The sequence below is a fragment of the Thiomicrorhabdus sp. 6S3-12 genome (assembly GCF_017571475.1).
Classification (GTDB): domain Bacteria; phylum Pseudomonadota; class Gammaproteobacteria; order Thiomicrospirales; family Thiomicrospiraceae; genus Thiomicrorhabdus.
The window spans coordinates 50,097-76,429 of the sequence record NZ_JAGETW010000009.1 but is presented as its reverse complement, the minus strand read 5'-3'; the positions used below and the strand labels follow the sequence as shown (position 1 = coordinate 76,429).

At 48.0% G+C, this 26,333-nt stretch carries 22 protein-coding genes and 3 tRNA genes; 8 read left to right on the top strand and 17 right to left on the bottom strand.

The genetic code is table 11. The features are described 5' to 3' along the window. The 3 genes from pyrH to rpsB form a co-directional block, all read right to left on the bottom strand. Positions 1 to 720 carry a UMP kinase gene (pyrH, locus tag J3999_RS10745; protein ID WP_208127900.1) on the bottom strand — a complete coding sequence of 240 codons (720 nt, stop codon included), beginning with the start codon at positions 718 to 720 and terminating at the stop codon, positions 1 to 3. 140 nt (positions 721 to 860) lie between these two features. Then, on the bottom strand, positions 861 to 1,748 hold the full coding sequence (tsf, locus tag J3999_RS10740) for a translation elongation factor Ts (RefSeq protein WP_208127899.1): 888 nt from the start codon (positions 1,746 to 1,748) through the stop codon (positions 861 to 863). A 90-nt stretch (positions 1,749 to 1,838) separates the two neighbouring features. Further along, the gene (gene rpsB, locus J3999_RS10735) at positions 1,839 to 2,579 is read right to left on the bottom strand and encodes a 30S ribosomal protein S2 (RefSeq protein ID WP_173285138.1); all 741 of its coding nucleotides are present in this window, start codon (positions 2,577 to 2,579) and stop codon (positions 1,839 to 1,841) included. Between the two features lie 229 nt (positions 2,580 to 2,808). Here rpsB and map point away from each other — a divergent pair, with 229 nt between their 5' ends. Then, positions 2,809 to 3,594: a type I methionyl aminopeptidase gene (map, locus tag J3999_RS10730; RefSeq protein ID WP_208127898.1), complete on the top strand. Its 786-nt coding sequence runs from the start codon at positions 2,809 to 2,811 to the stop codon at positions 3,592 to 3,594. Positions 3,595 to 3,684: 90 nt separating this feature from the next. Beyond that, positions 3,685 to 6,327, top strand: coding sequence for a [protein-PII] uridylyltransferase (gene glnD / locus J3999_RS10725; protein WP_208127897.1), 2,643 nt, complete (start codon positions 3,685 to 3,687; stop codon positions 6,325 to 6,327). A gap of 124 nt (positions 6,328 to 6,451) precedes the next feature. On the opposite strand, the gene J3999_RS10720 is transcribed toward glnD, so the two are convergent. Beyond that, on the bottom strand, positions 6,452 to 6,811 hold the full coding sequence (locus J3999_RS10720) for a VOC family protein (RefSeq protein ID WP_243755456.1): 360 nt from the start codon (positions 6,809 to 6,811) through the stop codon (positions 6,452 to 6,454). A 217-nt stretch (positions 6,812 to 7,028) separates the two neighbouring features. After that, positions 7,029 to 7,928, bottom strand: coding sequence for a DapH/DapD/GlmU-related protein (locus J3999_RS10715; RefSeq protein WP_208127895.1), 900 nt, complete (start codon positions 7,926 to 7,928; stop codon positions 7,029 to 7,031). 219 nt (positions 7,929 to 8,147) lie between these two features. Between J3999_RS10715 and J3999_RS10710 the strand changes: the two genes are divergently transcribed. From J3999_RS10710 to J3999_RS10695, 4 genes are all read left to right on the top strand, one after another. Next, positions 8,148 to 8,495 (top strand): ArsC family reductase, encoded by a 348-nt coding sequence (locus J3999_RS10710; RefSeq protein ID WP_208127894.1) that lies wholly within the window; start codon positions 8,148 to 8,150, stop codon positions 8,493 to 8,495. 100 nt (positions 8,496 to 8,595) lie between these two features. Then, on the top strand, positions 8,596 to 9,729 hold the full coding sequence (gene dapE / locus J3999_RS10705; RefSeq protein WP_208127893.1) for a succinyl-diaminopimelate desuccinylase: 1,134 nt from the start codon (positions 8,596 to 8,598) through the stop codon (positions 9,727 to 9,729). Positions 9,730 to 9,741: 12 nt separating this feature from the next. Continuing rightward, positions 9,742 to 9,990, top strand: coding sequence for a hypothetical protein (locus J3999_RS10700; protein ID WP_371811883.1), 249 nt, complete (start codon positions 9,742 to 9,744; stop codon positions 9,988 to 9,990). A 284-nt stretch (positions 9,991 to 10,274) separates the two neighbouring features. Further along, positions 10,275 to 13,007, top strand: a complete 2,733-nt coding sequence (locus J3999_RS10695; protein WP_208127892.1) for an EAL domain-containing protein — start codon at positions 10,275 to 10,277, stop codon at positions 13,005 to 13,007. A 51-nt stretch (positions 13,008 to 13,058) separates the two neighbouring features. Here the strand turns inward: J3999_RS10695 and J3999_RS10690 are convergent, their stop codons facing one another. Then, positions 13,059 to 13,637 carry a TetR/AcrR family transcriptional regulator gene (locus J3999_RS10690; RefSeq protein WP_208127891.1) on the bottom strand — a complete coding sequence of 193 codons (579 nt, stop codon included), beginning with the start codon at positions 13,635 to 13,637 and terminating at the stop codon, positions 13,059 to 13,061. 89 nt (positions 13,638 to 13,726) lie between these two features. Between J3999_RS10690 and J3999_RS10685 the strand changes: the two genes are divergently transcribed. Next, entirely contained in the window at positions 13,727 to 14,155 is a 429-nt protein-coding gene (locus J3999_RS10685) for an MAPEG family protein (protein ID WP_208127890.1), read from the top strand. 164 nt (positions 14,156 to 14,319) lie between these two features. Here the strand turns inward: J3999_RS10685 and J3999_RS10680 are convergent. The 5 genes from J3999_RS10680 to uvrC all read right to left on the bottom strand — a co-directional run bounded on the left by J3999_RS10680 (position 14,320) and on the right by uvrC (position 17,317). Beyond that, positions 14,320 to 14,406, bottom strand: a tRNA-Leu gene (locus J3999_RS10680). 79 nt (positions 14,407 to 14,485) lie between these two features. Next, positions 14,486 to 14,559 (bottom strand) — tRNA-Cys (locus tag J3999_RS10675). Positions 14,560 to 14,565: 6 nt separating this feature from the next. Then, positions 14,566 to 14,641, bottom strand: a tRNA-Gly gene (locus J3999_RS10670). Between the two features lie 123 nt (positions 14,642 to 14,764). Continuing rightward, positions 14,765 to 15,337 (bottom strand): CDP-diacylglycerol--glycerol-3-phosphate 3-phosphatidyltransferase, encoded by a 573-nt coding sequence (gene pgsA / locus J3999_RS10665; protein ID WP_208127889.1) that lies wholly within the window; start codon positions 15,335 to 15,337, stop codon positions 14,765 to 14,767. Between the two features lie 141 nt (positions 15,338 to 15,478). Continuing rightward, on the bottom strand, positions 15,479 to 17,317 hold the full coding sequence (gene uvrC, locus J3999_RS10660) for an excinuclease ABC subunit UvrC (protein WP_208127888.1): 1,839 nt from the start codon (positions 17,315 to 17,317) through the stop codon (positions 15,479 to 15,481). A 117-nt stretch (positions 17,318 to 17,434) separates the two neighbouring features. On the opposite strand from uvrC, the gene sppA reads away from it, so the two are divergent. After that, entirely contained in the window at positions 17,435 to 18,436 is a 1,002-nt protein-coding gene (gene sppA / locus J3999_RS10655; RefSeq protein ID WP_208127887.1) for a signal peptide peptidase SppA, read from the top strand. A 115-nt stretch (positions 18,437 to 18,551) separates the two neighbouring features. On the opposite strand, the gene J3999_RS10650 is transcribed toward sppA, so the two are convergent. From J3999_RS10650 to J3999_RS10625, 6 genes are all read right to left on the bottom strand, one after another. Further along, positions 18,552 to 20,498, bottom strand: a complete 1,947-nt coding sequence (locus tag J3999_RS10650; RefSeq protein ID WP_208127886.1) for an ABC-F family ATP-binding cassette domain-containing protein — start codon at positions 20,496 to 20,498, stop codon at positions 18,552 to 18,554. A 39-nt stretch (positions 20,499 to 20,537) separates the two neighbouring features. Next, entirely contained in the window at positions 20,538 to 21,257 is a 720-nt protein-coding gene (gene lolD / locus J3999_RS10645; RefSeq protein WP_208127885.1) for a lipoprotein-releasing ABC transporter ATP-binding protein LolD, read from the bottom strand. Beyond that, positions 21,250 to 22,500 carry a lipoprotein-releasing ABC transporter permease subunit gene (locus J3999_RS10640; RefSeq protein WP_208127884.1) on the bottom strand — a complete coding sequence of 417 codons (1,251 nt, stop codon included), beginning with the start codon at positions 22,498 to 22,500 and terminating at the stop codon, positions 21,250 to 21,252. The genes lolD and J3999_RS10640 overlap by 8 nt, the downstream gene beginning before the upstream one ends. A gap of 12 nt (positions 22,501 to 22,512) precedes the next feature. After that, positions 22,513 to 23,196 (bottom strand): trimeric intracellular cation channel family protein, encoded by a 684-nt coding sequence (locus J3999_RS10635; protein ID WP_208127883.1) that lies wholly within the window; start codon positions 23,194 to 23,196, stop codon positions 22,513 to 22,515. 203 nt (positions 23,197 to 23,399) lie between these two features. Beyond that, positions 23,400 to 24,716 (bottom strand): NAD(P)/FAD-dependent oxidoreductase, encoded by a 1,317-nt coding sequence (locus J3999_RS10630; protein WP_208127882.1) that lies wholly within the window; start codon positions 24,714 to 24,716, stop codon positions 23,400 to 23,402. A 268-nt stretch (positions 24,717 to 24,984) separates the two neighbouring features. Continuing rightward, a complete protein-coding gene (locus J3999_RS10625; protein WP_208127881.1) occupies positions 24,985 to 26,253 on the bottom strand; it encodes a hypothetical protein in 1,269 nt (422 codons plus the stop codon). Between the last annotated feature and the right edge of the window lie 80 nt (positions 26,254 to 26,333).

The window sequence follows — 26,333 nt, the reverse complement described above, 5'->3', positions numbered from 1 at the left end:
TTATTCTCCTGAGCTCACCAAGGTGCCTTCATCCTCACCTTGAACAATTCGAATAACCGCCTGATCCTTAAACATATCAAAAACTCGAATCGGCATCTTATGATCACGGCACAGCACAAACGCCGTCATATCCATAACCTGTAAATTTCTCTGAATGACTTCATCGTAAGTCAAAGCGGTGTAGCGCTCTGCAGTTGGATCTTTATTCGGATCTGCAGTGTAAATCCCGTCAACTTTGGTCGCCTTCAAAACGATATCCGCATCGATTTCCACACCACGGAGCGCTGCAGCCGTATCGGTGGTAAAGAAAGGCGAGCCTGTCCCTGCTGCAAAAATGACCACTTCGCCATTACTTAACTGTTTTTTAACCAGATTCGCATTAAAGCCGGTTGAAATACCTTCGATCGACATGGCCGAAAGCACCTGAGCCTTGATATCCATCGATTCGATAACATCACGCAGGGCCAAGGCATTGATAACCGTCGCCATCATCCCCATGTGATCACCGGTGGTACGCTGAATGCCCGAACCCTGAATCTGTGCACCGCGGAAAATATTACCGCCGCCGACAACAATCCCGACCTCGACACCCAGGTCACGTAAATCTTTGACCTGTTTGACAACCTTGCGCAAGGTTTGTGCACAAAGCCCAAACTCGCCATCGCCCATCAGGGCTTCACCGCTAAACTTCAACAATATGCGCTTATATTTAAGAGCCATAACTCATCCTAAGAAAAGGGTTAAAAACAATTTGTAAATACCTGATAATTAAAGCTATTTACAAATTACTCTTAAAATTAATACAAAAAAACCACAGGGTCAGAAACACTGATCCCCATGGTTTTTCTCAACAAGGACGATTAAGAACCTTGAGCTGCTTTCGCCGCTTCAGCAACTTCGTCTGCAAAGTTGGTTTCTTGTTTTTCGATACCTTCACCTACTTCAAGGCGAACGAATGTAGTAACCATTGCAGAGTTCGCTTTCAAAAGCTTCTCAACAGTCTGATCAGGATCTTTAACGAAAGACTGACCTAGTAGAGTGATCTCACCGACGAATTTACGCATACGCCCTTCGATCATCTTCTCGATAATTTCCATTGGCTTACCGGAAGACTGAGCCTGTTCGATTTGGAACGCACGTTCTTTCTCGATAACAGCTGCGTCTAGATCGTCAGCAGAAACCGCTTGTGGCTTAGCAGCAGCAACGTGCATAGCAACGTCACGGATAAGCGTTTCATCACCACCGTCCATAGCAACAACAACACCGATCTTCTCACCGTGCTGGTACTGACCGATTTCACCATTGGTTTCAATGATTTCAACACGACGCAAGCCCATGTTTTCACCGATCTTAGCGATCAGCTCACGACGGGTTTCATCAACGGTTTTACCGCTAGCCATAGTCTGACCCATGATAGCATCGATATCCGTAGTTTTATTCGCCAGAGCGATAGCTGCGATTTCATCTGCGAAAGTTTTGAACTCGTCACCTTTAGCAACAAAGTCAGTTTCACAGTTAACTTCAGCGATTGCCGCAGTTTTCTTGTCATCAGCGATAGCGATTGCGATTACACCTTCTGCAGCAAGACGACCGGCTTTCTTATCAGCACCCGCCATACCTTTTTTACGCAGGAATTCGATCGCCGCATCCATGTCGCCGTCAGTTTCTGCCAGCGCTTTTTTACAATCCATCATACCTGCGCTAGTGATTTCACGCAGTTCTTTTACCATTGCAGCAGTAATTGCCATGTTTGATTCCTTGAGTTTTTATAAGGGTTAAGAAACTGGGAGGGAAAATCACCGGCCCACTTTTGGCAAACCGGTGATAGAGCTCAGAGATTATTCAGCTGCTTTTTCTTCAGCTTCAACAAAATCATCGCCTTCGACCGCTGTAGTGATCGAAGCTTTCGCTTCATTGATCGCATCAGCAGCTGCGCTTAGGTATAGGCTGATCGCACGGATTGCATCATCGTTACCAGGGATAACATAGTCAACATTACGCGGATCGTTGTTGGTATCAACAACACCGATAACCGGAATACCTAGTGTTTTAGCTTCCTGCAGAGCGATTTTTTCATTACCGGTATCGATAACGAAGATCGCATCAGGCATGGCACGCATATCTTTAATACCACCAAGAGAAAGCTCAAGCTTCTGCTTCTGACGAGTCATCATCAGCGCTTCTTTCTTAGTGATCTTTTCGAAAGTACCGTCCTGTTCCATTGCTTCAAGCTCTTTTAGACGCTTGATAGACTGCTTGATGGTTTTGAAGTTAGTCAACATACCACCCAACCAACGGTGATCGACATAAGGCATGCCGCAACGTTGTGCTTCCTGAGCAACCAATTCACTCGCAGCGCGTTTAGTACCAACAAATAGAACGTTTCCTTTGTTAGCTGCAATGCTACCCATGTAATTTAGGGCGTCGTTGAACATTGGAAGAGTTTTCTCAAGGTTAACGATATGAATTTTGTTGCGCTCACCGAAGATGTACTCAGACATCTTAGGATTCCAGTAACGAGTTTGGTGACCGAAGTGAACACCGGCTTCCAGCATTTGACGCATGGTAACTTTTGCCATGATTTTTCTCCAATATAGTGGGTTAGGCCTCCGTATACCCATAAAAACGAACTGAAAAAAGCCTTGGCACAGGATTTAGTCAGCACCCCGTTTTATGTATCGGTAAACGTGCGGATTTTCTGTTAAAATTTCTCTCATCTGAGAGGCGCGGCATTTATACCATAACCAACCGTTTTTCTCAATATTTTCTGAACAAAAAGCTAACCGAACTTAACAAAAACGAGATTTCATGACCATTAAAATTAAAACCCCTGAAGAGATTGAAAAATTACGCGTTGCTGGTCAATTGGCCGCTAATGTTCTGGATATGATTGCCCCGCACATGAAACCGGGGATTTCAACAGGTGAACTGAACCAGATCATGCATGATTACATGACTAATGAATTGGAAGTGGTACCTGCCACCTTGAACTATCACGGTTTTCCAGCTTCAAGCTGCATCTCGATCAATCAGGTTGTCTGTCATGGAATCCCGGACTTTACTAAAAAGCTGAAAAAAGGCGACATCGTCAATATCGATGTCACGGTCATCAAGGACGGCTATCACGGCGACACCAGCATGATGTTCGAAATCGGCGAGGTAAAACCTTTTGCCCACCGCCTGTGTCAGGTTGCCCGTGAATGTCTGTGGCTTGGCATTGAGCAGATCAAACCGAATGCCACTTTGTATGATGTTGCCAAGGCGATCCAGACACATGCCGAAGCCAATAACTATTCAGTGGTACGCGAATACTGTGGTCACGGTATCGGTGCCGAATTCCACGAAGAGCCTCAGGTCTTGCACTACGCATCCGAAGAACTTAAAGACATCGTACTGAAACCGGGCATGGTTTTCACCGTCGAACCGATGATCAACCTCGGCAAAGCCGCCGTCAAACTGTTACCGGATAACTGGACGGTCGTTACCAAGGACCGTAAACTCTCCGCACAATGGGAACATACTCTGGCCGTAACCGAAGACGGTTATGAAATTTTCACCATGCGCCAGGGCGAGACACCATTCCTACCAGAGTAATGCCGTCCTCCTCCGGCAGCAGCTGTGCTACTGCCGGATAGACAAACCTTACCTTGGCTCCGTAAATTAGCTTAAACCAGTAGGTCCTGTATGTTCAGCGATATACACCGCCCCTCCCTGCCTCAATTTATCAGCGCCCTTCTCGATCCGGAAATGTCGAATCTGGATAAAATAAAGGCCGGGCGAAATGTTATCCAGCGCTTTGTCGATTACCAGTTTAAACAGTATGAAGCGGGCGCACCGGTTTCGGAACTCTTGAAGGAGCGAGCCAGCTTTGTCGATCAGATTCTTAAAAAAATCTGGTCAAACTTCGTTCAAGATCCCGATGCTGCACTGATCGCCGTCGGCGGTTACGGGCGTGGCGAACTGCATCCCTATTCGGACATCGATCTGCTGGTTATTGCCGAAAACTCTGACAAACTGCAAAGCAGTCTATCGGAATTCATCACTTTTTTATGGGATCTCGGCTTTGATGTCGGCCACTCTATCCGCAGTCTCGACGACTGTTATGAAGAAGGCTTAAAAGACGTCACCACCGCTACCAATCTGCTGGAAGCGCGCTGGATCACAGGGAATTACCAGGCATTCCAGAGCCTAATCAGTCTCTGGGCAAGAAATGATTTCTGGCCGATCAAAGAGTTTTTCAGCGCCAAGCTTGAAGAACAGCGAAAACGCCATCACCGTTTTCAGGATACGACCTATCAACTGGAACCGAACATTAAGGAAAGTCCCGGCGGCCTGCGTGATATTCACATGATCAACTGGGTCGCCAAACGCTATTTCCGCGTTAAATCCTTCAACGAGCTAGTCCAGCGCAACTTTCTGACTACCGAAGAGTATGTCGAAATCGAAGCGGCAAATAAATATCTGAACCGTATCCGCTTCGCGCTGCAACACCTGAAGCGCCGCCGTGAAGAGCGTTTGCAGTTCGACTTTCAACAGCAGATAGCGAGCGAATTCGGTTACCAGGACAATCCGGAAAAAATGGCGGTTGAGCAGTTCATGAGCAGCTATTACCGCAATGTGCAAAGCGTGGTTAAACTGAATGAAATTCTGTTGCAGCACTTCCGTGAAGAACTGTTTGAGCCAGATGAAGCCACCGTAATTCCGATCAACAACCGTTTCTGTATTCGTAACGACTATCTGGACATCACTTCTGAAGATGTTTTTTCAGTCAACCCGACGGCGATTTTCGAGATGTTTGTCGCTCTGGCCAATCTTCCGCATATCAATGGCCTGCGCTCGACAGCGATACGCTCGATCCGCGACCATTTGCACTATATCAACGAACAATTCCGTGCCGACCCGATTAACAAAGCTCTGTTTATCGAGATATTCCGGCAACCCAAAGGGGTTTACGCATCCATCAAACGTATGCACAGCTACGGCATTTTGGACAGCTATCTGCCGGTTTTCAAGAAAATCAGCGGGCTGATGCAGTTCAATATCTTTCACGCCTATACAGTTGACGACCACACCATTCTAGTCATCCGTAATCTGCGCCGTTTTTTCGTCGATGATTACGCCTACGAGTTTCCGACAGCACACCAGATTGCCAAACAGATCTGTCGTCCAGAAGTTTTATTTCTGGCCGGACTGTTTCACGACATTGCCAAAGGACGAAAAGGCGAACACGAAATTGTCGGAGCTGAAGATGCCGCCGTCTTTACCCGCGAGCATAACCTTCCCGTCAAAGATCAGAAAATGATCAGCTGGCTGGTTCGCTACCATCTGGAGTTTTCGCATGTCGCACAACGCAAAGACCTCAGCGACCCGAAAACCATTAATGAGTTCGCCTCCTTAATGGGCGATCAGGAGCACCTTAACCACTTATATCTATTGACGGTAGCTGATGTCTGCGCAACCTCAAACGACGTTTGGAACGACTGGAAAAACTCACTCTTCCTGGAACTGTACAACGAAACATCGAAAGCGCTGGCACTCAGTTCAAACGCGCCCAAAAACAAGGCGATGAAAGCGCTGCAAACTCAGGAAAAAGCCAAAGAACAGTTATCGCAACGCGAAATCAACTACACCGCCTACCAGCCTTTCTGGGACAGCATGGCCGACAGCGAATTTTTCAGCCGGCAGAGTCCGAACAGCGTATCCCGGATTACCGAACAACTATTTCTTGCAGACCGCAATCAGATCCATGTCATGGTTCGGGCCAAAAGTCCGCGTGGCGCCTCTGAGCTGCTGATCTACATGCCGGACAGAGACTATCTGTTTGCCAATATCACCTCGGCACTCGACCGTCTGAAAATGGACATTATGGAAGCGCGTATTTTCAGCAGCAATGACGGCATGACGCTGGTCATAATGTATTTCCTGACCAGGGATGAGCATCAAGCCGTCAAAGAACAGGATACTGCATTGATCTGCGATACGATTCGTAAGCATATGCTGGGCGACGGTATGGAACCGGTTGCTCAAAGCAACTTCCTTAATCGCCGGATACGCTGCTTCGAGACGCCGACGGAAATTCATATCGAAAAGCTCAATGAACACCGCAGCGAACTGCATATTTCGACCAAGGACGCACCCGGACTTTTATCGCGGATCGGATTCGCGCTGCGCTCGTGCCATATCAGATTGCATGACGCCAGAATCACAACGGTCGGTGAGAAAGCGGAAGACTGGTTTATTATCAGCGATACAGACGATAAAGCCATTACCGCCAGTGAAAATCAGGCCCGCTTGCGCGATGCCTTGATCGAAACGATCGAAGATTAAATCCAGCAGTGACCGCACAGTAGGACACTGCGGCCATTTAATCTCTGCAACCACGGGAGACATAGCCGATTCCACTCTCTGCCAGAGCAAGTGTACCGGCTAAATTGCAAATCAATTCTGCAAATCAATCAACCTGAGTCAATTCAATTGCATTGCCGTCCAAATCCCTGAAAAACAACGCTTTTCTTCCGGAACGGCTTTTCGTATAAGCGATTCCCGCCTGTTCCAGCTTATCGACAAAACTCTCCAGTTCTCTGACCCGCAGGGCAAAATGAAAATCACGCCCGCCATGCTCCGGGAGCCGATCATTGAGAACATGCTCTCGACTTACCTGCAACAGGTGCAGTGACTGTCCTGCCCCAAAATCCAACCAGAAACCGGGAAAACCAAGGTTCGGGCGTTCAAGCACAGTAAGGCCAAGAATATTCTGATAAAAAGTTGCGGCTTTGTCCGCATCCTGCACCAAAAGGCTAATATGATCCATTCCGAATACAGCTGACATACGACCCTTCACTATTAAATTAAAAATCCAACGCATTATATCAGCGCAAGCGCCTGCTAAAAGACACTGACTGACAACATCAATGAGATATCTGGAAAAAACGTGCAATACGTTAAGAAATAAAGTTGGGAAAAGGCGCAGGAGAAGCCTGACGCCTTATACGCCCAGCCGGAACGGCCGGACGACAAGCGGGGATAAATCAGTCGTTACTGTGCAGAACGCTATTTAGTCCACCCCATAGAGTACCGTCGGTTACGATTGCCTGTACCTGACCGGTTTGGCTGTGACGACGGAACAACAGTTTCGATTGTCCAGACAGTTCGCGAGCAGAAACAACAGAACCATCAGGCATCTGAACCTTGGTACCCGCGGTCAGATACAATCCGGATTCCACAATACAGTCGTCACCCAGGGAAATACCCAGACCGGCATTTGCACCCAACAGGTTGCGCTGCCCCATAGAGATTACCTGCTTACCGCCACCGGAAAGCGTTCCCATAATCGATGCACCACCACCGATATCGGTATGATCGTCCACCACAACACCGGCAGAAATTCGGCCTTCAACCATTGACTGCCCCAAAGTACCGGCATTGAAGTTAACAAACCCTTCATGCATGATCGTTGTTCCCGGTGCAAGGTGAGCCCCAAGACGAACACGGTCGGCATCACCGATACGAACACCTTCCGGTATCACGTAATCAACCATACGCGGGAATTTATCGATCGAAGTCACAGTCAACTGAAGCATTTCTTCCTGGATCGCTTCACGCAGGTTTTCAACTTCCGACGGCAAAACAGGACCGGCATTGGTCCAAGCGACATTGGTCAACAGGCCGAAAACACCGTCCAGGTTGATGTCATGCGGCTTATAGGCACATTCAGATAGCAGGTGAAGACGAAGATACGCTTCTTCAGCAGATTTTGGCGCATCGTCGACTGATTCGATCTCTACGGTAACAAAATCGCTTTTGATAATGCCCGCCTTAAGAGCCAAACAGTTACGCGCAATCTCTTTATTAGAGCGCGGAAACCACACATCCAATGTAACGCCGGTTTTTGCATCGCTATAACGGTGTCCAATTCGCTTGATTGTCATAATTCAAATCTCTTTACAAGGTTAACAACAGATAAACCCGAGAGTATAACCTGTCGGCCGTAGAGATACAAAAATCAAACCGGTAATTTCGCCAGGCACAAGTCAAAGTTATGGTGCACAGAATTTTAAGCGACTATTTCAACAGAGTATTTTTCACAACGAATCATAAAGCCGTATAATTGCCCGACTTTAACGGATCAAAACGGAGAAGCCATTCCAATGACGACAATGTACGGCATCGCCAATTGCGACACGATTAAAAAAGCCCGCAAGTTCCTAGACTCACAGAACGTCCCCTATCAGTTTCATGACTTTCGTAAGGACGGACTGGAGACAGAGCAGGTCAATGCATGGCTGCAAAAGGTCACACTTACCGACCTAATCAATAAACGCAGTACCAGCTGGCGCAATCTTGACGAACAGCAAAAAGCCGCTCTGCTGGAAAACTCGCCGCAAGCATTGGAAATCATTCTGCAGCAGCCGACCTTGATCAAGCGCCCGGTACTTGAGAAAGGCGACGCCCTGCTAATCGGTTTTAAAGAAGCTGAATACAAACAGTTGATATAAAACATTAAACCGTACAGCATCTGTGCGTTATGCTTCTCAAAAACGCCTTCAATGCCTAAAATAAAATTTCTTCAAAAAAACACTACCAAATGAGAGAGTCATGAGCGAAACCATTGACCTGGCCCAAGCATTAATTCAAGTTGATTCCGTAACCCCAGATGATAAAGGCTGTCAGCAGATGATTGCAGACTACCTTGAGCCTCTGGGATTCAAAAACGAATCCATGCCTTTTGGGGAAGTCACGAATCTCTGGTCTCGCCGCGGTAACGAAAGCCCTTGCCTGGTCTTTGCCGGTCATACCGATGTCGTACCGACCGGGCCGCTGGACGCCTGGACATTCCCGCCGTTTTCAGCCCATATCGAAGGTGATATGCTGTACGGTCGCGGCGCAGCCGACATGAAGAGCTCCATCGCCTGTTTTATGGCGGCAAGCAAACGCTTTGTCGAATCCTACCCTGAGCACAGAGGATCAATCGCCTTTCTGATCACCAGTGACGAAGAAGGCCCGGCGGTTGACGGTACGGTAAAAGTGATCGAAACGCTCGAAGCGCGTAACGAAAAATTCGAATACTGCCTGGTTGGCGAACCTTCCAGCTCTAAAAAACTGGCCGATTCAATCAAAAACGGACGCCGCGGATCCTTGAACGGCAAGCTGATCGTAAAAGGCATTCAGGGACATATCGCCTATCCGGATCTTGCTGACAACCCGATTCATAATCTGGCGCCGGCGCTGGAGCAACTGGTTAACATTAACTGGGATCACGGCAACGAATATTTCCCGCCGACCTCTTTTCAGGTTTCCAACATCCATGCAGGAACTGGCGTCACCAACGTTATTCCGGGAGAAATTGAAGTCCTGTTTAATTTCCGCTTCTCGACCGAACATACCGCAGAAGCGCTACAGCAAAGCGTGCAGGCTGTGCTCGACCATCACAATCTGGACTACGACCTTGAATGGAATCTTTCCGGCAACCCGTTTATCACCGAGGGAGACGGTGAACTCATTCAAGCCGTTAAACAGGCGTGTCATTCGATTGTCGGCTACGAACCGGAGCTGTCGACCGGCGGCGGAACCTCCGATGGACGTTTTATCGCGCCGACCGGCGCTCAAACGATCGAACTGGGGCCCTTAAACGACACTATTCACAAAGTGAATGAATGCGTCAGCGTGTCAGATCTGAATAAACTGACCGACATCTATTATCAGATCATGATCAATCTGTTGGTTAAATAAAAAGGAATTCTCGTGCAGGAAAATGACCTACCGGCTGGCGTACAGTATTTTCTGATTGCTCTGCAGATTTTTGCACTGCTTATATTTCTCTACTTTATCTGGCCGCTGGTCAAAAGCGAAAACTGGAAAGCAAAATTTATCGACAACAAAACTGCTCGCTCGATTCTGATTGTGTTTGTACTGATTTTTGTTTTCGTTTACGGGCTTGGCGCCGCATTCGATGCGCTTTTCCCGATTGAACGTCTGGATCGACAGCACTAATCAGAAACTGGTTTACCTATCTCTCTACCCCCATTTGTCAAAACGCGGTGTAGACCGCGTCTTTACCTTCAATTAACGTTGTCCATTTTCAACCAACTGCGAATCGCGTTGCTTTATTGAATAAACGACTAACAAGCGTTATTTTTTTTACTGTACAGATAAAAGCAATTTATCTGTAGAATCCACATAAATATTAGGCTTATATCGCTGCTCGCGATTGATTCGCTCCGATAAAGCCCTTTTCCACAATTCAAACCACCGTAAAATCAAACTTTGGAGAAAGAGTGCTCTTAACCAATACTAAAATGCTCAAGTCGCTGCTTGCACTCGTTTTAGGTGTCGGTTATCTGACCTCAATACTCTATATTCTCGAGCGCAATACCGCTCATCAAGAACACCTTATTGAGGATAAATGGTTTAAATTCGACGAATTGTGGAAAGCTGCCATTCTGATCGATCACGACAAGCCCAGCGCAACGTTTATCTCCGAAAATCCGCAAATCCTCTCCATTATTAATCGTGCCTCACAAGCAGATCATCCTCAGCGCGCAGTTTTGCGCAGACAACTGTACGATCTGATGCAGCCTTATTATGAAAAATTGCGTGAAACCGGTATCCATCAGCTACACTTCGTTTTGCCTGACGGCACCAGTTTTTTACGGATGCACGCCCCGGAGCACTTCGGAGACAACCTCAATGAAGTCCGTAACTCATATCGTCTGGTCAACACCTATAAAAAAGTGGTTTCCGGTTTCGAACTCGGCAAAGTGGTATCCGGCTATCGCTATGTGCAACCGCTGTTCATCCATGGACACCATATTGGCGCTTTCGAACTCAGCACCAAACTCGAACAGATCAAGAAAAACTTTAACGCACTGGATGCCTCGCAAGAGCTCGCATTTCTGCTGACTCCGGGCTTAAAAAACATGCTGCTTGAGGACTTTAAGGACAGTTACAAGAGTTTAGATTTCGCTCCGGGCTGGTACCTGGAAGACCCGAACCGCGAATATTTTTTCGATAAGGCGCCGCTGTCCGCGGTTTTTCTATCCTCACTGGAGAGCATTTCGGCCAACGGCAATCTTCTCGAAAAACTCGACACTAAACAGAAATTTATTGAAACTCAAAATCTGCAAGGCCATTCCTATACGATTACGTTTACACCGATCAACGATCTCTCCAATCATTTCTTCGGTTATGTGGTAGCTCGTTCATCAGCGCCTCTGCTGGACCGCTTAAAGAACGATTTACTGCTCAATATTGCACTCACTACGCTGATTTTTCTCTTCCTGAGTATTATCGGTCTGATTTTAATACGCAACATTCAATCACGATTAATCGCTGCCAACGTTTTTGACGCCAAAACCGCGATGCTGATCACCAACGCTAAAGGCAAAATCTGTAAAGTGAATTCCGAATTCACCCGTTTAACCGGCTATAAAGAGGAAGAAGTCATCGGAAAATCGCCGTCGCTTTTAAGCTCCGGCAGGCAGGACAAAGCATTCTACAGCGCAATGTGGGACGAACTTCTAAGTAAGCGTAAATGGCAGGGAGAGATCTGGAACCGCAAGAAAAACGGCGAGGAATACTGTGAGAATCTGACCATCAGCGTTGTCGAAGACAACTTCCACAAGATCCGCTTTTTTGTCGGTTCTTTCTACGATGTCACCGGACATAAAAAAGACCAGGAAAAAATCAAACTTCTATCTTCCTATGACTCGCTTACCGGACTGGTCAACCGCAGCCTGTTTGAGAACTATCTGGAAGCGAATCTGAAAAGCGCTCTGTGCTCGGAAAAGAGCGGCGGTCTTCTGTATATCAATATCAACCGCTTTAAGTTCATCAACGACATTGAAGGATTCGAGCTCGGCAACCAGCTGCTGAAAATCTTTTCCGCAAAACTGAAGTCGCTATTACAGGCCAACGAAGTTCTTGCCCGTTTCGGCAGCGACCGTTTTGGTATATTGCTACTGGATATCGGCAGCGACGAGGAAATTGAACAGAAACTTCGTGATCTTAGCGCGAAATTACTGCAATTGACCAGTAAGGCGATCAAAATCAATCAGGAAGAATATCATATCGGCCTATCCATTGGAGCCCTGACCTTCGGCAACAACGGCTTAACCACGGTCGATAACATTCTTCTAAGTGCGGAAAGCACCACCCATGAAGCGAAACAGCATGGCCACAATCAGGTTCAATTTCTGACTAAAACCCTGCTGGAAAAATTCAGTCGTCGCAGAGATTTGCAGACCCGTTTCAAAACCGCCCTGTTAAATCGCGAATTCACCCTGTATTACCAACCTCAACACGATCGCAGCAAGCAAGTTAAAGGCGTTGAAGCGCTGATTCGCTGGAACCATCCGCAATACGGACTGCTGTTCCCGGATGACTTTATTCCGCTTGCCGAAGACAGCGGTTTCATCGAAGAACTCGGACTCTGGGTCATAGAGGAAGCCTGCCATACCATTGAAAAATGGCAGGCGTCGACAGTGTTGAGCGGCATTCCGATTTCGGTCAACGTCAGCGCCAAACAGCTCTATCAGGACGAATTCTACAATCGAGTCTCCGGCCTGCTGCAGAATTATCATATTCCGCAAGGATTGCTTAAATTCGAATTAACCGAAAGCATGGTTATCTCAAATGCCATGACCGCAGAAAAACTGATGAAAATGTTTATTAACAAAGGAATTCAGTTTGCACTGGATGATTTCGGTACCGGCTTCTCGTCGCTGCTGAGTTTGAAAAACCTGCCTTTCTCCCAGGTTAAAATCGATAAATCCTTTGTGTTTGAAATTCTCGAAGACAAAAGCGCTGCGGTACTGACGAAAAATACCATCGCACTCGCCAACGAACTGGGTCTGGACATTGTTGCCGAAGGCGTAGAAAGCGAAGAACACAAACACATTCTGGAAAAGATGGGCTGTCATCTCTACCAGGGCTATCTGTTCTCAAAGCCGCAGCCCTACTCGGAAATCGTCGGTTATATACGGCAATACAACCGTAAACCAAGCCATTAACTGCTGTCGAATCTGACTTGGCCTCCTAAGGCCGACTATGCATCGACGATGCTAACCTTTTTCATCCTGAATCAACTCATCCCCGAACTTGCGGCACGCCGCTAACAGCTTCGTTACCATTTTCTCGTCCTGCAGTGAATTTGCCACCGCCACACCGCCGATCATCATAGCCGTCAAGGCTAAGACCCGATCACTGTCTGCAGACTCTCCCATCAGTTTTGCGATAAAAACAACCAGCCGCTTGTAAATCCTGGTGTAAACATCGCGCACTTCATCATTCTGATGCGCAACATCCGTCGCCATAAAGGCCAACGGGCAAGACGGTTCATCGGCAGACAGATGCATAACATTGAGGTATTTACTCAGCAGAAAGTGCAATTTTTCTGTATCCGTCAGCGACGCTTCGGGTAATTTTGCCGCCACACTTCGCTGTGCAGCCATCTTAATCGCTTCTGCGTACAGAGCTTCTTTAGAATGAAAATGAGCATAAAACCCGCCTCTGGTAAGACCCGCATTACGCATCACATCGTCAATGGAGACCCGGTCAAAACCTTTTTCACTGAAAAGCTGGGCGGCACATTCAAGAATCTGCTTTCTGGTGTTCGCCTTTTGCATCTGCGGCCATGCCATTGCCATTCCCCCAAAATATGTTCTTGAACATATTGTTAGCAGAATTATGATAAATCACAACCACTAACAAGGTCTTAAAGGAGTCTATTTTGCAACAGCATCTTATCTTTTATCCTATGCTGGTCATGCTTGGATTAACTTTTTACACCGGCTTAAGAATGCTCTTTTTACGCTTCAAAGCAGTTGCACATGAGGGTTTAAACCCGCGCTATTTTCTTCATAATCGCGGAGGGAAATTACCGGATACGCTGACGCAAACCGAACAACACTATCAAAACCTATTCGAATTGCCGATCCTGTTCTATCTTCTGGTACTTTCAGTGTATGTCACGCAGAGTCTCGATCCGCTGCAACTTGTTCTCGGCTGGCTGTTTGTTGTATCCCGGCTCTGGCATACGACAGTGCACCTTGGCGCAAATAATCTGGCAAAACGCAGAAAGGCTTTCTTGTTCGGAGGACTGGTGTTGATACTGTGCTGGATCGACTTTGCTTACCATCTCATCAGCAAAACGAGCTGAGAGCCATACAAACCAATAATAAAGTCGTAACGTGTTTAGCATTCAAGTACAGGAACTCTTCATCCGAATTAAGTAATCGACAGAGTTACATGCTTAGGGAGTTACAGACGAAAAAAATCGCAGAGTATCTGCTTGGAAACTTGAGAAGAATAAAGAAGTATAAATGGTGCCCAGGGCCGGAATCGAACCGGCACGGTATTTCTACCGGGGGATTTTAAGTCCCCTGCGTCTACCAATTTCGCCACCTGGGCAGGTGTTCAGCAAAACATGTATAAGGGGCACGATTTACTGAGAAGAATTTGCAGACTGGAAGTCTGCAAACTAAGAATATGGAGGCGCGACCCGGAGTCGAACCGAGGTCCACGGATTTGCAATCCGCTGCATAGCCACTCTGCCATCGCGCCATATTTTGGAGCGGGAAACGAGGTTCGAACTCGCGACCTCAACCTTGGCAAGGTTGCGCTCTACCAGCTGAGCTATTCCCGCTTAGATGGGGCGTATTATAGGGTCTGGACGTAAAAGGTCAAGCGGTTTTTACGACTTTTTTCATAGCCGTTTCGCTTTCCGGATTTGTCTAAGTCCCCTGCCCCGAAACAAGATCAGCTAAACCTATGATTTCGTTGAGGCGATGATCTGCGGTAAAGCCGCTTTGGTATATTGAATCCAGGTAATCAATGTCAGAACCGCTGCAAAATGCAACATCGGGAAACCAAGCTCGCCCCAGTTAACGCCCCATAGTTCGCCGCCGTATAACAGCCAGGTCAAAGCGGCCAACTGCGACGCAGTTTTAATTTTCCCAAGATAGGATACGGCAACTACATCGCGGGCGTTATTTTCCGCCATCCATTCACGCAGCGCGGAAATAGCCACTTCACGCATCATAATCACAACCGCCGACAGGATAACCAGCAGATTATCGTGATATTCGGCGGCAACCACAATCAAAGCCGCTGCGACAATCAGCTTGTCGGCAACCGGATCCAGAAAGGCGCCGAGTTTACTAGAAGACCCCAGTTTGCGGGCCAGATAGCCGTCGAACCAGTCGGTAATCGCCGCGACCATAAAGGCCAGTCCCGCCCAGAAACGAGCATCTTCGATCGGGGCATAGTAGCAAATTAGAAAAACCGGAATAAGTACGACACGACTCCATGTCATCATCATTGGCAATGATTGCAGATTCATCTGTTATGTCTTTTTTTGAATGAGTTGAAAAGGCGGATGTCTTTAAGCTTGCGTAAATTACAAGCGAGATAAAATTCTGAGGCAATACTACCATATCTGGATAAAAATCGGGGATTAAAGCGCAAAACCTTGCCGCCTTTTTCAGACTTCCCCGTGGAAAAAGTCATAGATTGTCTGCGCTTTATCTTTACTGATCCCTTTTACCTTTTGCAGTTCCGAAACCGCCGCATTCTTAACTTCGCCCAGCCCACCGAAATGCAACAACAGATTTTTCCGCGTTTTAGGGCCGATCCCTTGAATATCCTCAAGGCGTGAGTGTGTCATCGCCTTGGCGCGTTTCTTACGGTGCGAAGTAATGGCGAAACGATGCGCCTCGTCACGGATGTGGTTAATCAGATGCAACGCGACATCATCGTCCGCCAGATCTATTCCATCGCTGTTATAGGGCGTATACAAAACCTCAAGCCCCGCTTTCCGTCCTTCGCCCTTAGCTACGGATACCAAAGGCAGAAAATCCAGCTCCAATCCTTTCAAAACTTCGATCGCCTGATTCAACTGCCCTTTTCCTCCGTCAATCACCACCAGATCCGGGAGTCTGTCCGCCTCTTTTTTAAGACGCGAATAACGTCTCTGTAAAACCTGGTACATAGCCGCATAATCATCGCCGGGCTGAATGCCTTCAATGTTGAATTTACGGTAATCGCTATTGCTCGGTACCCCGTCTTTAAAAACGACACAGCTGGCGACCGTTAAATTACCTTGAGTATGACTGATATCGAAACACTCCATATGCTTCGGCGGCTGAGCCAATTCCAACGCTTCCTGCAACGCTTTAAGCCGCTGTAACTGATTGCTCTTTTGCGTCATCTGCTGTTTCAAGCCCGCTTCGGCATTGGTCTGCGCCAACTGCCATAAACTTTTATCGGTCTGCGTTTTGGCGACTTTGAAACCGGTTCTGCGCTGATATTTTTCCAGCAGCAAAGACTGCAACGCCTTTTCTTCCGTCAGCTTGCGGTCAAGCAGGATGGTATGCGGTGCCGGATGTAACTGATAATGCTGTACGATAAAGGCATCGACGATCTCTTCCGTCTCGCTGCCTGCGGCCACTTTCGGGAAAAAAGTTTCGCTGCCCCACAAATTGCCGCCGCGATACATCATCAGGCACAGGCAGACCAGATCGCCCTGAGAAGCAACGGCGATAACATCGATATCACGGTTCCCCGGCTGATTAATCAGATGCTGCGACTGAATCGAACGCAGTGCGGAAATCCGATCACGGTAAATTGCCGCCTGCTCGTATTCCATCTGTATCGAAGCCTGCTGCATCTGCTCGCCGAGTTCTTCAACCACGGCAAAACTTTTTCCCTGTAAAAACATCATGGTATGACGGACATCTCGCTGATAGTCGTCATCCGTAACCAATCCTTCGATACAAGGGCCGGAGCAACGTTTAATCTGATATTGCAAACAGGGCCGCGAACGATGCTGAAAAACTCTTTCCGCGCACTGGCGAACCGGGAAGATCTTCTGTAACGCATGCAATGTATGGTGCACGGCGGAAGCGTTGGGAAAAGGCCCGAAGTACTCTCCTTTTCGGCGCTTGGCACCACGATGAAAACTTAGAGACGGGTATTTTTTTTCTGTTGAAACATAGATATAGGGATAAGACTTGTCATCCCTGAAAAGAATGTTGTACTTCGGTTTGTGGCGTTTAATCAGTGTATTTTCAAGGATAAACGCCTCGCTTTCGGTCTCGGTGATCGTGACTTCAATGCGTGCGACCTGCTCGACCATTTTGGCGGTTTTAATTTCGTCATGACGTTTTTTAAAGTAACTGCTGACTCGGCGCTTAAGGTTTTTTGCCTTGCCGACATAGATAATCTGCCCCTCTTTATCGAGCATTCGGTAAACGCCCGGACGCTCGGTCAGGTGTTTTAGGAAATCGTCAATATCAAACACCTCGTCGCGATCTCGTTCCATAGCAGGCTCCTGCGACGGGTTTTCAAGGGTTTTGTCAGGATGCTCGGCTGGCTTTTGTTGGGTCATAGTCAATATCGGGGTAAAATGCTCAAACTTGCTTATTATAAAGGATCAGGAATGGAACAAGAATCGAACAAAGCCACGCAAGAAAATCAACAGCAGACTGGCGCTCAGACACCGGTAGTCGAAATGAAGAATTTTGACCGCCTGGCCGGCGCCGTCGAATCGCTTGTCAAACAGGAGCGATGGAGCCGACGCTTTGCCAACCTTCTGAAACTTGCCATTGCCGCTTACGTCGTATTTTTTATCTATGTTGCCATCGACAATATGGGCAGCGCCGAACAGTTAAAACAGGCTGGCGCCTCTCAAGAACATATTGCCGTGATCCGTCTGGAAGGCGCTATTATGCCGCAAAGTGAAGTCAGTGCCGAAACGATGATTCCTCTTTTGCAGCAAGCCTTCAGCAATCCCGCTTCCAAAGCAGTCGTCATTAAGGCCAATTCGCCAGGTGGCAGCCCGGTGCAGTCGGCATTGATCAATGACGAAATCACCCGCTTGAAGAAAATATACCAGAAACCGGTTATCGCCGTGGTCGAAGACATGTGCGCCTCCGGCTGCTATTACATAACGGTAGCGGCAGATAAAATCATCGCCAACAAAGGCTCGCTGGTCGGCTCGATCGGCGTCAGAATGGACTCGTTTGGCTTTACCGGCCTGATGGATAAACTCGGTATCGAAAACCGTTCCATGCATGCCGGCGAACATAAGACCTTCATCAACCCATTTGCACCGAAAGACGAGGAAGGTCGCAAGTTCTTCCAAAGTCAGGTACTGGAAAAAACCCACCAGCAGTTTATTCAGGCCGTACGCGACGGGCGCGGTGATCGCATCAAGGAAAACGAAAATACCTACACCGGTCTGGTCTGGCTGGGAGAAGAAGCGGTTAAAAACGGCATGATCGACGGTATCGGCGATATGGGCTCGGTTTCTCGCGAAATCATGGAAGAGCCGAATATCCGATACTACGAAGTCGAGAAAAACTTCTTCGAACAACTGATGGGCGACATCAGTACCCAAACTGCGAGTCGCTTGAGCCTGTACTTTACCGGTATGCGCTAAACGCCCGGCTCAGCCATAAAAAAAGCGACCATTCTGTTATAGATTGGTCGCTTTTTTATTGGGCAGGATTTTTTAAGCATCTTGCCAATCCATCTTAGAAATTCCGATCCATGAATTATCCGGCCAACTGCGCTTCAAAATCCGTTTTCTTCTGCTGGATCACCTCTTCAATTTCCAACCACTGCATTTCCAAATCTTCCAAATCCTGTTTGCATTTGGCTTCCGCCTGCAAGCACTCGGTTAATTTTTCCTTGTTTTCAGCTTCATACAGACTGCTGTCTTCAAGCAAAGCATGCAACCGATCCAATTCCTGCTGCGTATTCTCAAGCGATTTTTCCAGTTTACGGCTTAACTGCAGATCAGCCTTAAGCAGAGCGTCCAGCTGTTTGCGTTGATGCGCGTTCTGTATCCGCTGCTGCTTTTTATTTGTGGTTTTTGCGGTGGAGGAATCAGCCGATATTAGCGCTTTTTTCTCTTCTTCCGACTGCTGACGAATCCGCTTCAGCTGCTCGTTGAGGTATTCGTCGAGATCTCCGTGGAACAGTTCCACCTGACCTTGATGAACCCACCAATACTGGTCAGCGATCGAGGCCAGCAGGTGTTTATCGTGCGATACCAGCAACAAAGCACCGCTATAATCCTGTAACGCCATCTCCAGCGCGTCACGCGTTTCCATATCCAGGTGGTTGGTCGGCTCATCGAGAATAATCAGATTAGGCTGTTGAAAGACAATCAAAGCCATAGCCAGACGTGCCTTTTCACCGCCGGAAAAAGGTTCGACCGGCTGCAGACATTGCTCGTTGCTGAAACCGAAACCGCCGAGAAAATCTCTGGCCTGCTGATCGCTAGGTGCTTCTTCCAATGCCAGAAAGTGTTGCAGAGGACTCCATTCCGGGCGCAGGGTATCCAGCTGATGCTGTGAAAAATAACCGGTTTTCACCCCTCTGGCCATCTGGATTTTGCCGCTCGCCGGCTTCAATTCCCCGACCAGCAGTTTTAGCAGCGTAGTCTTACCGGAACCGTTAACCCCAACCAGCCCGATACGATCGCCGGCACGCAGAACCAGATCGGCATTCTCGATAATTGCCCTGTCCGCATAGGAAAATCGCAATTGTTCGATCTGTAACATCGGGTCCGGCTGCACCTTCGGCTCGGGAAACTCGAAGTGAAACGGATTGCTCGCCTGCACCGCCGCAACCATCTCCATGCGCTCCAGCGCTTTGACACGGCTCTGCGCTTGTTTGGCTTTGGAAGCTTTCGCCTTGAAACGGCTGATAAAGGTTTTCAGGTGCTGCATCTGCTGCTTTTGCTTGTCGTGCAACGCCTGCTGCTGCATCAGACGCTCATTACGCTGACGTTCGAAAGCGGCGAAATTACCGTTGTAATAGGTAATTTTCTGCTGCTCGATATGCGCGATTCCCTGCACAACCTGATCCAGGAAATCGCGGTCATGCGAGATAACCAGTACCGCACCGGGAAAATTTTTCAACCATTGCTTCAACCAGGAAACCGCTTCGATATCCAGATGGTTGGTCGGTTCGTCCAAGAGCAGCAGGTCGGCACGTTGCATCAGCGCACGCGCTAATTTAAGACGTACCTGCCAACCACCGGAAAACTCGGAGATAGATTGTGTAAAACTGCTTTCAGCAAAACCCAAACCGTACAGCAGTTGTCTGGCCTGGTTTTCGACCGCAAACCCCTGCAACTTATCCAGCTGATCATAAGCGCGAACGATGGCGTCTTCGTCTCCCGTTTTTTCGGCCCCATCCCGATTCGCTATCGCCTCTGCGTACAACTGATCGCCAAAACTGACATACTGCAGAACTTTCTGTTCCAGTTCGCCGCTTTCCTGCTCGACATAACCGATAATCCAGTCTGCCGGGATGCTCAGGTTCCCGCCGTCAATCGTTACCTGACCGAGAATCGCTTTAAAAAGCGTGGTTTTACCGGCGCCGTTCTGACCGACAAGACCGATTTTCTGTCCCGGATGGATCGCCAGATTGGCGCCAGTTAACAAAGGTTTGATTCCGGCGCGTAAAGAGAGGTTTTGTATATTGATCATATCGCTATCGGTTTTTTCTGTGGTCAAGCTTATACAGGATTATGCAGGCGTATGCTCTGAAAGATTGTCGGTACTGTCTTCCGAATGCAGTTCACCGTTCTTAAGACGTAAAATGCGATCCATACGGTTCGCCAACTGCATATCGTGCGTCACGATCAGCACCGCCGTTTGAAATTCCTGATTCAATTCCAGTAGCAGTTCAAATACCTGTTTGGCCGACTCCTGATCCAGATTTCCGGTCGGTTCGTCGGCTAGAATGCACGCCGGATCGGTGATCAGCGCTCTGGCAATAGCCACTCGCTGACGCTCGCCGCCGGAGAGTTCCGCCGGTTTATGTGTCAAACGATGCCCCAGTCCGACACGCTCCAACAGAGCCGTGGCCTTGGCTGTAGCTTCGGTTAGATTACTGCGGCGGATGCGCAGCGGCATCAACACATTATCCAGCGCGGTAAACTCGGGAAGCAGGTGGTGAAACTGATAGACGAAGCCCATATTGGCATTGCGCAGTTTGCCGCGTTTCCCTTCGCTCTTGGCGGAAAAAACGTCTCCCAGCAGCAAGACTTCGCCGGAACTGGGATTATCCAGGCCGGCCAGCAGATGCAGCAAGGTACTTTTACCGGAGCCGGAGGCACCTACAATCGCCAGTTTTTCTCCCGCGGCAAGGCGGAAATCGATATTGCGGAATACCTGGGTTTCAATCACCCCTTCCTGATAGGTCTTGCCGAGATTTTTCGCTTCCAATACATAAGAATTACTCATATCGCAGTGCCTCCGCCGGTTGCACCTTAGCTGCTTTTCGTGCCGGATACAGCGTTGCCAGCAAGGTCAGAATAAATGCGATGCCGCTGACCGAATAGACATCACTCCAGATAATTTTCGACGGCACCTGACTGATGTAATAAACATCCGGCGGGAAGAATTTAAAACCGAGCAGGTTTTCGATAAACGGCACAATCACATCAATATTGGAGGCCAGAGTGATGCCGCCGAGCAATCCGAGAATGGCACCGAAAAGTCCGATCACCAGACCCTGAATAATGAAAATCCACTGGATACTGTTCGGTGTGGCACCAAGCGTGCGTAACACGGCAATATCCGCCTGTTTATCCGTCACTACCATAACCATGGTCGAAACAATATTAAAAGCCGCGACCATAATAATCAGCGCCAGCACAATAAACATCATGCGTTTTTCCATTTCAATGGCCTTGAAGAAATTCAGATGCTGCTGGCGCCAGTCGCGAACATATAAAGTCTGCTGCAGGTGGTTAGCCAACTCCTGCTTGACTTCGCCGACACGGAAAAGGTCATCGATCTTAAGCTGTAAACCGGAAACCGTGTCACCGTATTTAAACAGCGTCTGCGCGTCTTTAAGGTGAATCAGCGCCAGACCGCTGTCATATTCATGCATGCCGGCTTCGAAAAAACCGACGATGGTGAAGCGTTTGATTCGCGGGATAATACCGACCGCTGACACCGACCCCTGCGGCGCAATCAGAGTAACCTTATCGCCGATCGATACGCCAAGGCTGAGCGCCAGCTCTTTACCGAGGATAATAGAAAACTGTCCCGGCTTAAGCGCATCCAGTGAGCCGTAACGCATTTTTTGCGCAATATCGCCGACCTCGTTTTCATACACCGGCAGTATGCCGCGGATTGCAACGCCTTTGACTTTGCCGTTATAGGTCAGCATCCCCTGCTCCATAATATTCGGCGCTGCGCCGAGAATATCCGGCTGCTGTTTGACTTCATGATACAGAGGCTGCCAATCGCTGAGATGCTCATGCTGTTCGGTGATGGTCATATGTGCCGTCATGCCAAGAATGCGATCGCGCAACTCTTCCTGAAAGCCATTCATTATCGACAGTACCGTGATCAAAGCCGTAACGCCCAAGGCGATGCCTATAATGGATGAAAACGAAATAAAGGAGATAAAACCATTGCGCCGTTTGGCGCGCGTATAGCGTAATCCGACAAAAAGCTCAAAAGGGAGTTTTAACATAGGGTCTCGATTTTATTTGGGCGAATCTTCGTGATTGAGGTTCGTTTCTTCGGAAACCGGATTGGGTGAAGACTCCGGTGCTTTATAGGAAATAAATACAGGCAACTCGATTTTTCGCATAATCGCCCAAACCCGCAGAGCCACTGTCAGCAGAATGGCCGTAATGACTGCAACATCCTGCTCAATACCGACATGAAGCAGCAGTAACAGCAGACTGGCACCGATAAATGAGGCGGTCGCATAAATCTCCTTACGCAACACCAGCGGAATTTCACCGACCAGCACATCACGGATGACGCCGCCAACGACACCCGTCATAATCCCGGTCATAATCGCAATCGGATCGGAGAACCCGAGCTCCATCGCCTTTTGCGTCCCGATTACGGTAAAAACCGCCAATCCCAGCGCATCCATAAACAGCAACATCTTCACCGGCAAGCGCTTATAGCGCGCCAGAAAAAAGAACGCCACAGTCGAAATCACTACAACATAAATATAGATATCGTTCTGGGTCCAGAAAACCGGTACGCCGATAATCAGATCGCGCAAGGTTCCGCCGCCGATCGCCGTGACCATCGCGATCACGATCGCACCAAACAGATCAAGCTGTTTGCGGCGTGCAGCAAGCAACCCGGTGATGGCGAACACCACGGTTCCAAAGAGATCCAGAGAATAGAGAATTTGCACAAGATTCATAATGGCGCTCATTATAAACCAGGGTCAGGAGACAATACATCGTTTGCTATACGTTGACGCGGATTTTTTAACAAATCCTTCAACTACAGCGTAGCAGTAAACAACCGATGAACGTAAACAGACGCAGCCAAAGCCTTTGCCAACTTTTTCGCAGCCAAAAAAAACGCCCCGATTAACGGGGCGTTTTTGAGCTGTGAAAACAATTACTTGTCTGATTTCAGACGATTGATTCCAAGCATTTTCATAATGTACTTCTGATAGATCGGCTCAGAGTTACCCGCTTTCATATTACGGATAAAGTACTTCTCAAATGCGATCTTCGCCAAGTGTACCCACTTACCTTTCTTGGCCCAAGTCAGGTTACGAGGCGGGATCTGAGGCAGCGCAACAAACGCCGCACCGGAATCACCCATATCTGCCAGACAGACCGTGTTCCAAGTTGGCTCTTCGTGTGCATCATTACCTTCGATGTTCGCTTCGATGTTGTGGCAGATCGCCGTTACCATCGATTCGATCATCAAACCGGTCTTCGGTGTACCGCAAGGTACCGGACAAGTGGTATCAACCGGAGGAATGGCAATACCAACGCCCAGTGCATAGATGTTTTTGTAAGTCGGGTTACGGCTGAACTGGTCAACTTTAACGAAACCGCGAGGGTTAACCAGAGGGCCACCCATTTTCTCAGGATCGGCATCAACCAAATCGCACAGGAATTTAGATCCTTTAAACGCCGGCAGCATCATAGAGTATTTGAAAGGCAGTTCGTGCTGCTTGATAACGTTCCCCTGCATGTCGTGCTCGTCAACATACATCACGCCGTCTTCGATCTTAGTTGTCTTGGCGTTGCAGATCCAGTTAATGTGACGGTTACGCAATTCGCTTTCCATCAAACCTTTCGAATCACCAACACCACCAAGACCCAGGTGTCCGATGTAAGGTTCTGCTGTAACGAATGTCATAGGAACGTCTTTACGGATTTTACGCTTACGCAGATCCGTTTCCATAATCATGGCAAACTCGTAAGCCGGACCGAAGCAGGATGCACCTTGCACCGCACCAACGATAATCGGGCCAGGATCTTTACAGAACTCTTCCCACTGCTCGTAAGCTTCCGCCGCGTGCGGAGTCGTACAAACAGAAACGGTATTACCGCCGTGGCTCTTAGGACCAAAACCTTCAACTTCATGGAACGCCAGGGAAGGTCCGGTTGACAGGATCAGGTAGTCATAATCCATTGTGCTACCGTCGTCCAGAGTGATTTGATTATTTTCTGCATCAAGGGCCGTACAGGTCTGATGATAGAATTCGATGCCTTTACGGTTAAGATGCGGTTCCAGCTTGAATGAGATATCTTCCGGTTTACGCCAACCTACCGCAACCCAAGGGTTGGAAGGTACAAAGTTAAACTCGTCGACCGCGTTAACGACTTTAACGGTATGCCCTTTATCCAAGTGCTTACGAATGTCGTAAGACATTGGAAGACCGCCGGTGCTAGATCCAACTACAACAACTGTTGCCATGCTCACCTCTATTTTTTGTATTAACTCAATTAATATATTTATTTATATGCTTATAAGAATTTATATAGACTGTAACAACTTGTTTACAGCCTGCAAAAACGTTCCCAAATAGTGCAGGATTGCTCATTAAAATGAAAATAAAAATTTTCGATAAAGAGCAAGTTTTGCTTATTTAAATCAAAAATAAAACTTATTCGCAAGATTGCCAACACAGTTAATTTCTGATCCAAATTCGGGTTTGAAATTCAACGTCTCTGTAAACGTACAGTTAATCGTTTGTAATTTCAGGTTTTTTTGTCAAAACCAGCGGTAGCCAAAGCAAAACCATAAAGGTCACAACAAAAATACTGCTCAGTGTTAATAAAGCTGCTGCCGCAATAAACAGATTACTATTAAACACTAAAATTAACATGGTTATTGCCAGCAGCCATGAAGTGATCCATATAGGTCTGGCGACACTGGCCATGGAAAATTTAACCGCCGACAGGCTGTCACGGAATACGCCCTGCTGGGCATAATGGTAACGACTGAAAAAATGCACGGCATCATCGATAATCAACCCCAGACTCAACATCAGAATAACCGTAATCGACTGTTCCAGGTCAAATGCACTGCTCTTGGCATAATACGCCAGCTGCTCCAATAGCGGAAAGACCAGCTGCTGATTGATCTGGAAACTGATCAGCCATGCAGTCATCGCCAGCCATAAAGCGAAAAATACCAAGCGCGGACTTTTCCAGTACAGCAGAAACAAAGCGCCGAAAACAACCAGTAACAACAACATCGGCAGATTGAACAACGGTTTATAACTGGCCCACAGCAGCACTGCCGTAAGCAGTGTCGTAAGCAGAATAAGCGTATTTCTCCAGTGCAATTTGCTCTCCAGCCATTCAAGCAGATTACGGAAACCGTGACGGTCGGCAGTATTGCCGACCCGGAACTCAAGCAGGAAGCTCAGCAGCAAAATCGGCATCAGCGTCATAGTCAGAAACAGACTGACCAGCGCGCCTATTGCGACAATCCATCCCATTTCCATCATCTGCGGGTTCAACCAGCCGGCAAAGAGAAAACCCAGCGCCGTCGTCAGATTGGACAGAAAAATCGGTTGAAAATTCAGTTTCAGGGCTTCGGCTACCGCATCGAACTGAAACAGACCTCGGGCCATTTCGCGCAGTAAGGTATTGAGTGCGTGAACCAGATTACTGGTGACCATCATGACGACCGCCAATACTGCCAGTATCGAGGCCTGATGAACCGCGATTTCCAGCCAGCCCATAACTCCAAAGGTCGTCAGCAAGACAAGGGTCGAAAGGAGCAGCTGTAATAGCGCCGTCTTCAAAGATTCGCTTATCCAGGCCAAAAACCCGGTAACCGCCAGAGATGCGATCACCAGCTGAGGTAGCAGCCCCTGCAATCCAGCCCAATCAAAATCCACTAAGCCATAACCGATAACCGCGAACAGCAACCCTAAACGCCACGCAATCGGCTTTTTATTGTGCGCCACTATTTGCACCCAGTTAAAAGCCCAATTTCCCATTTTTATCCCTTTTGTATATGATTTGTGCCATTCAAGCCTGCTGCATCGGTTTTAATACCTACAGATCGGCTTTAGATCCC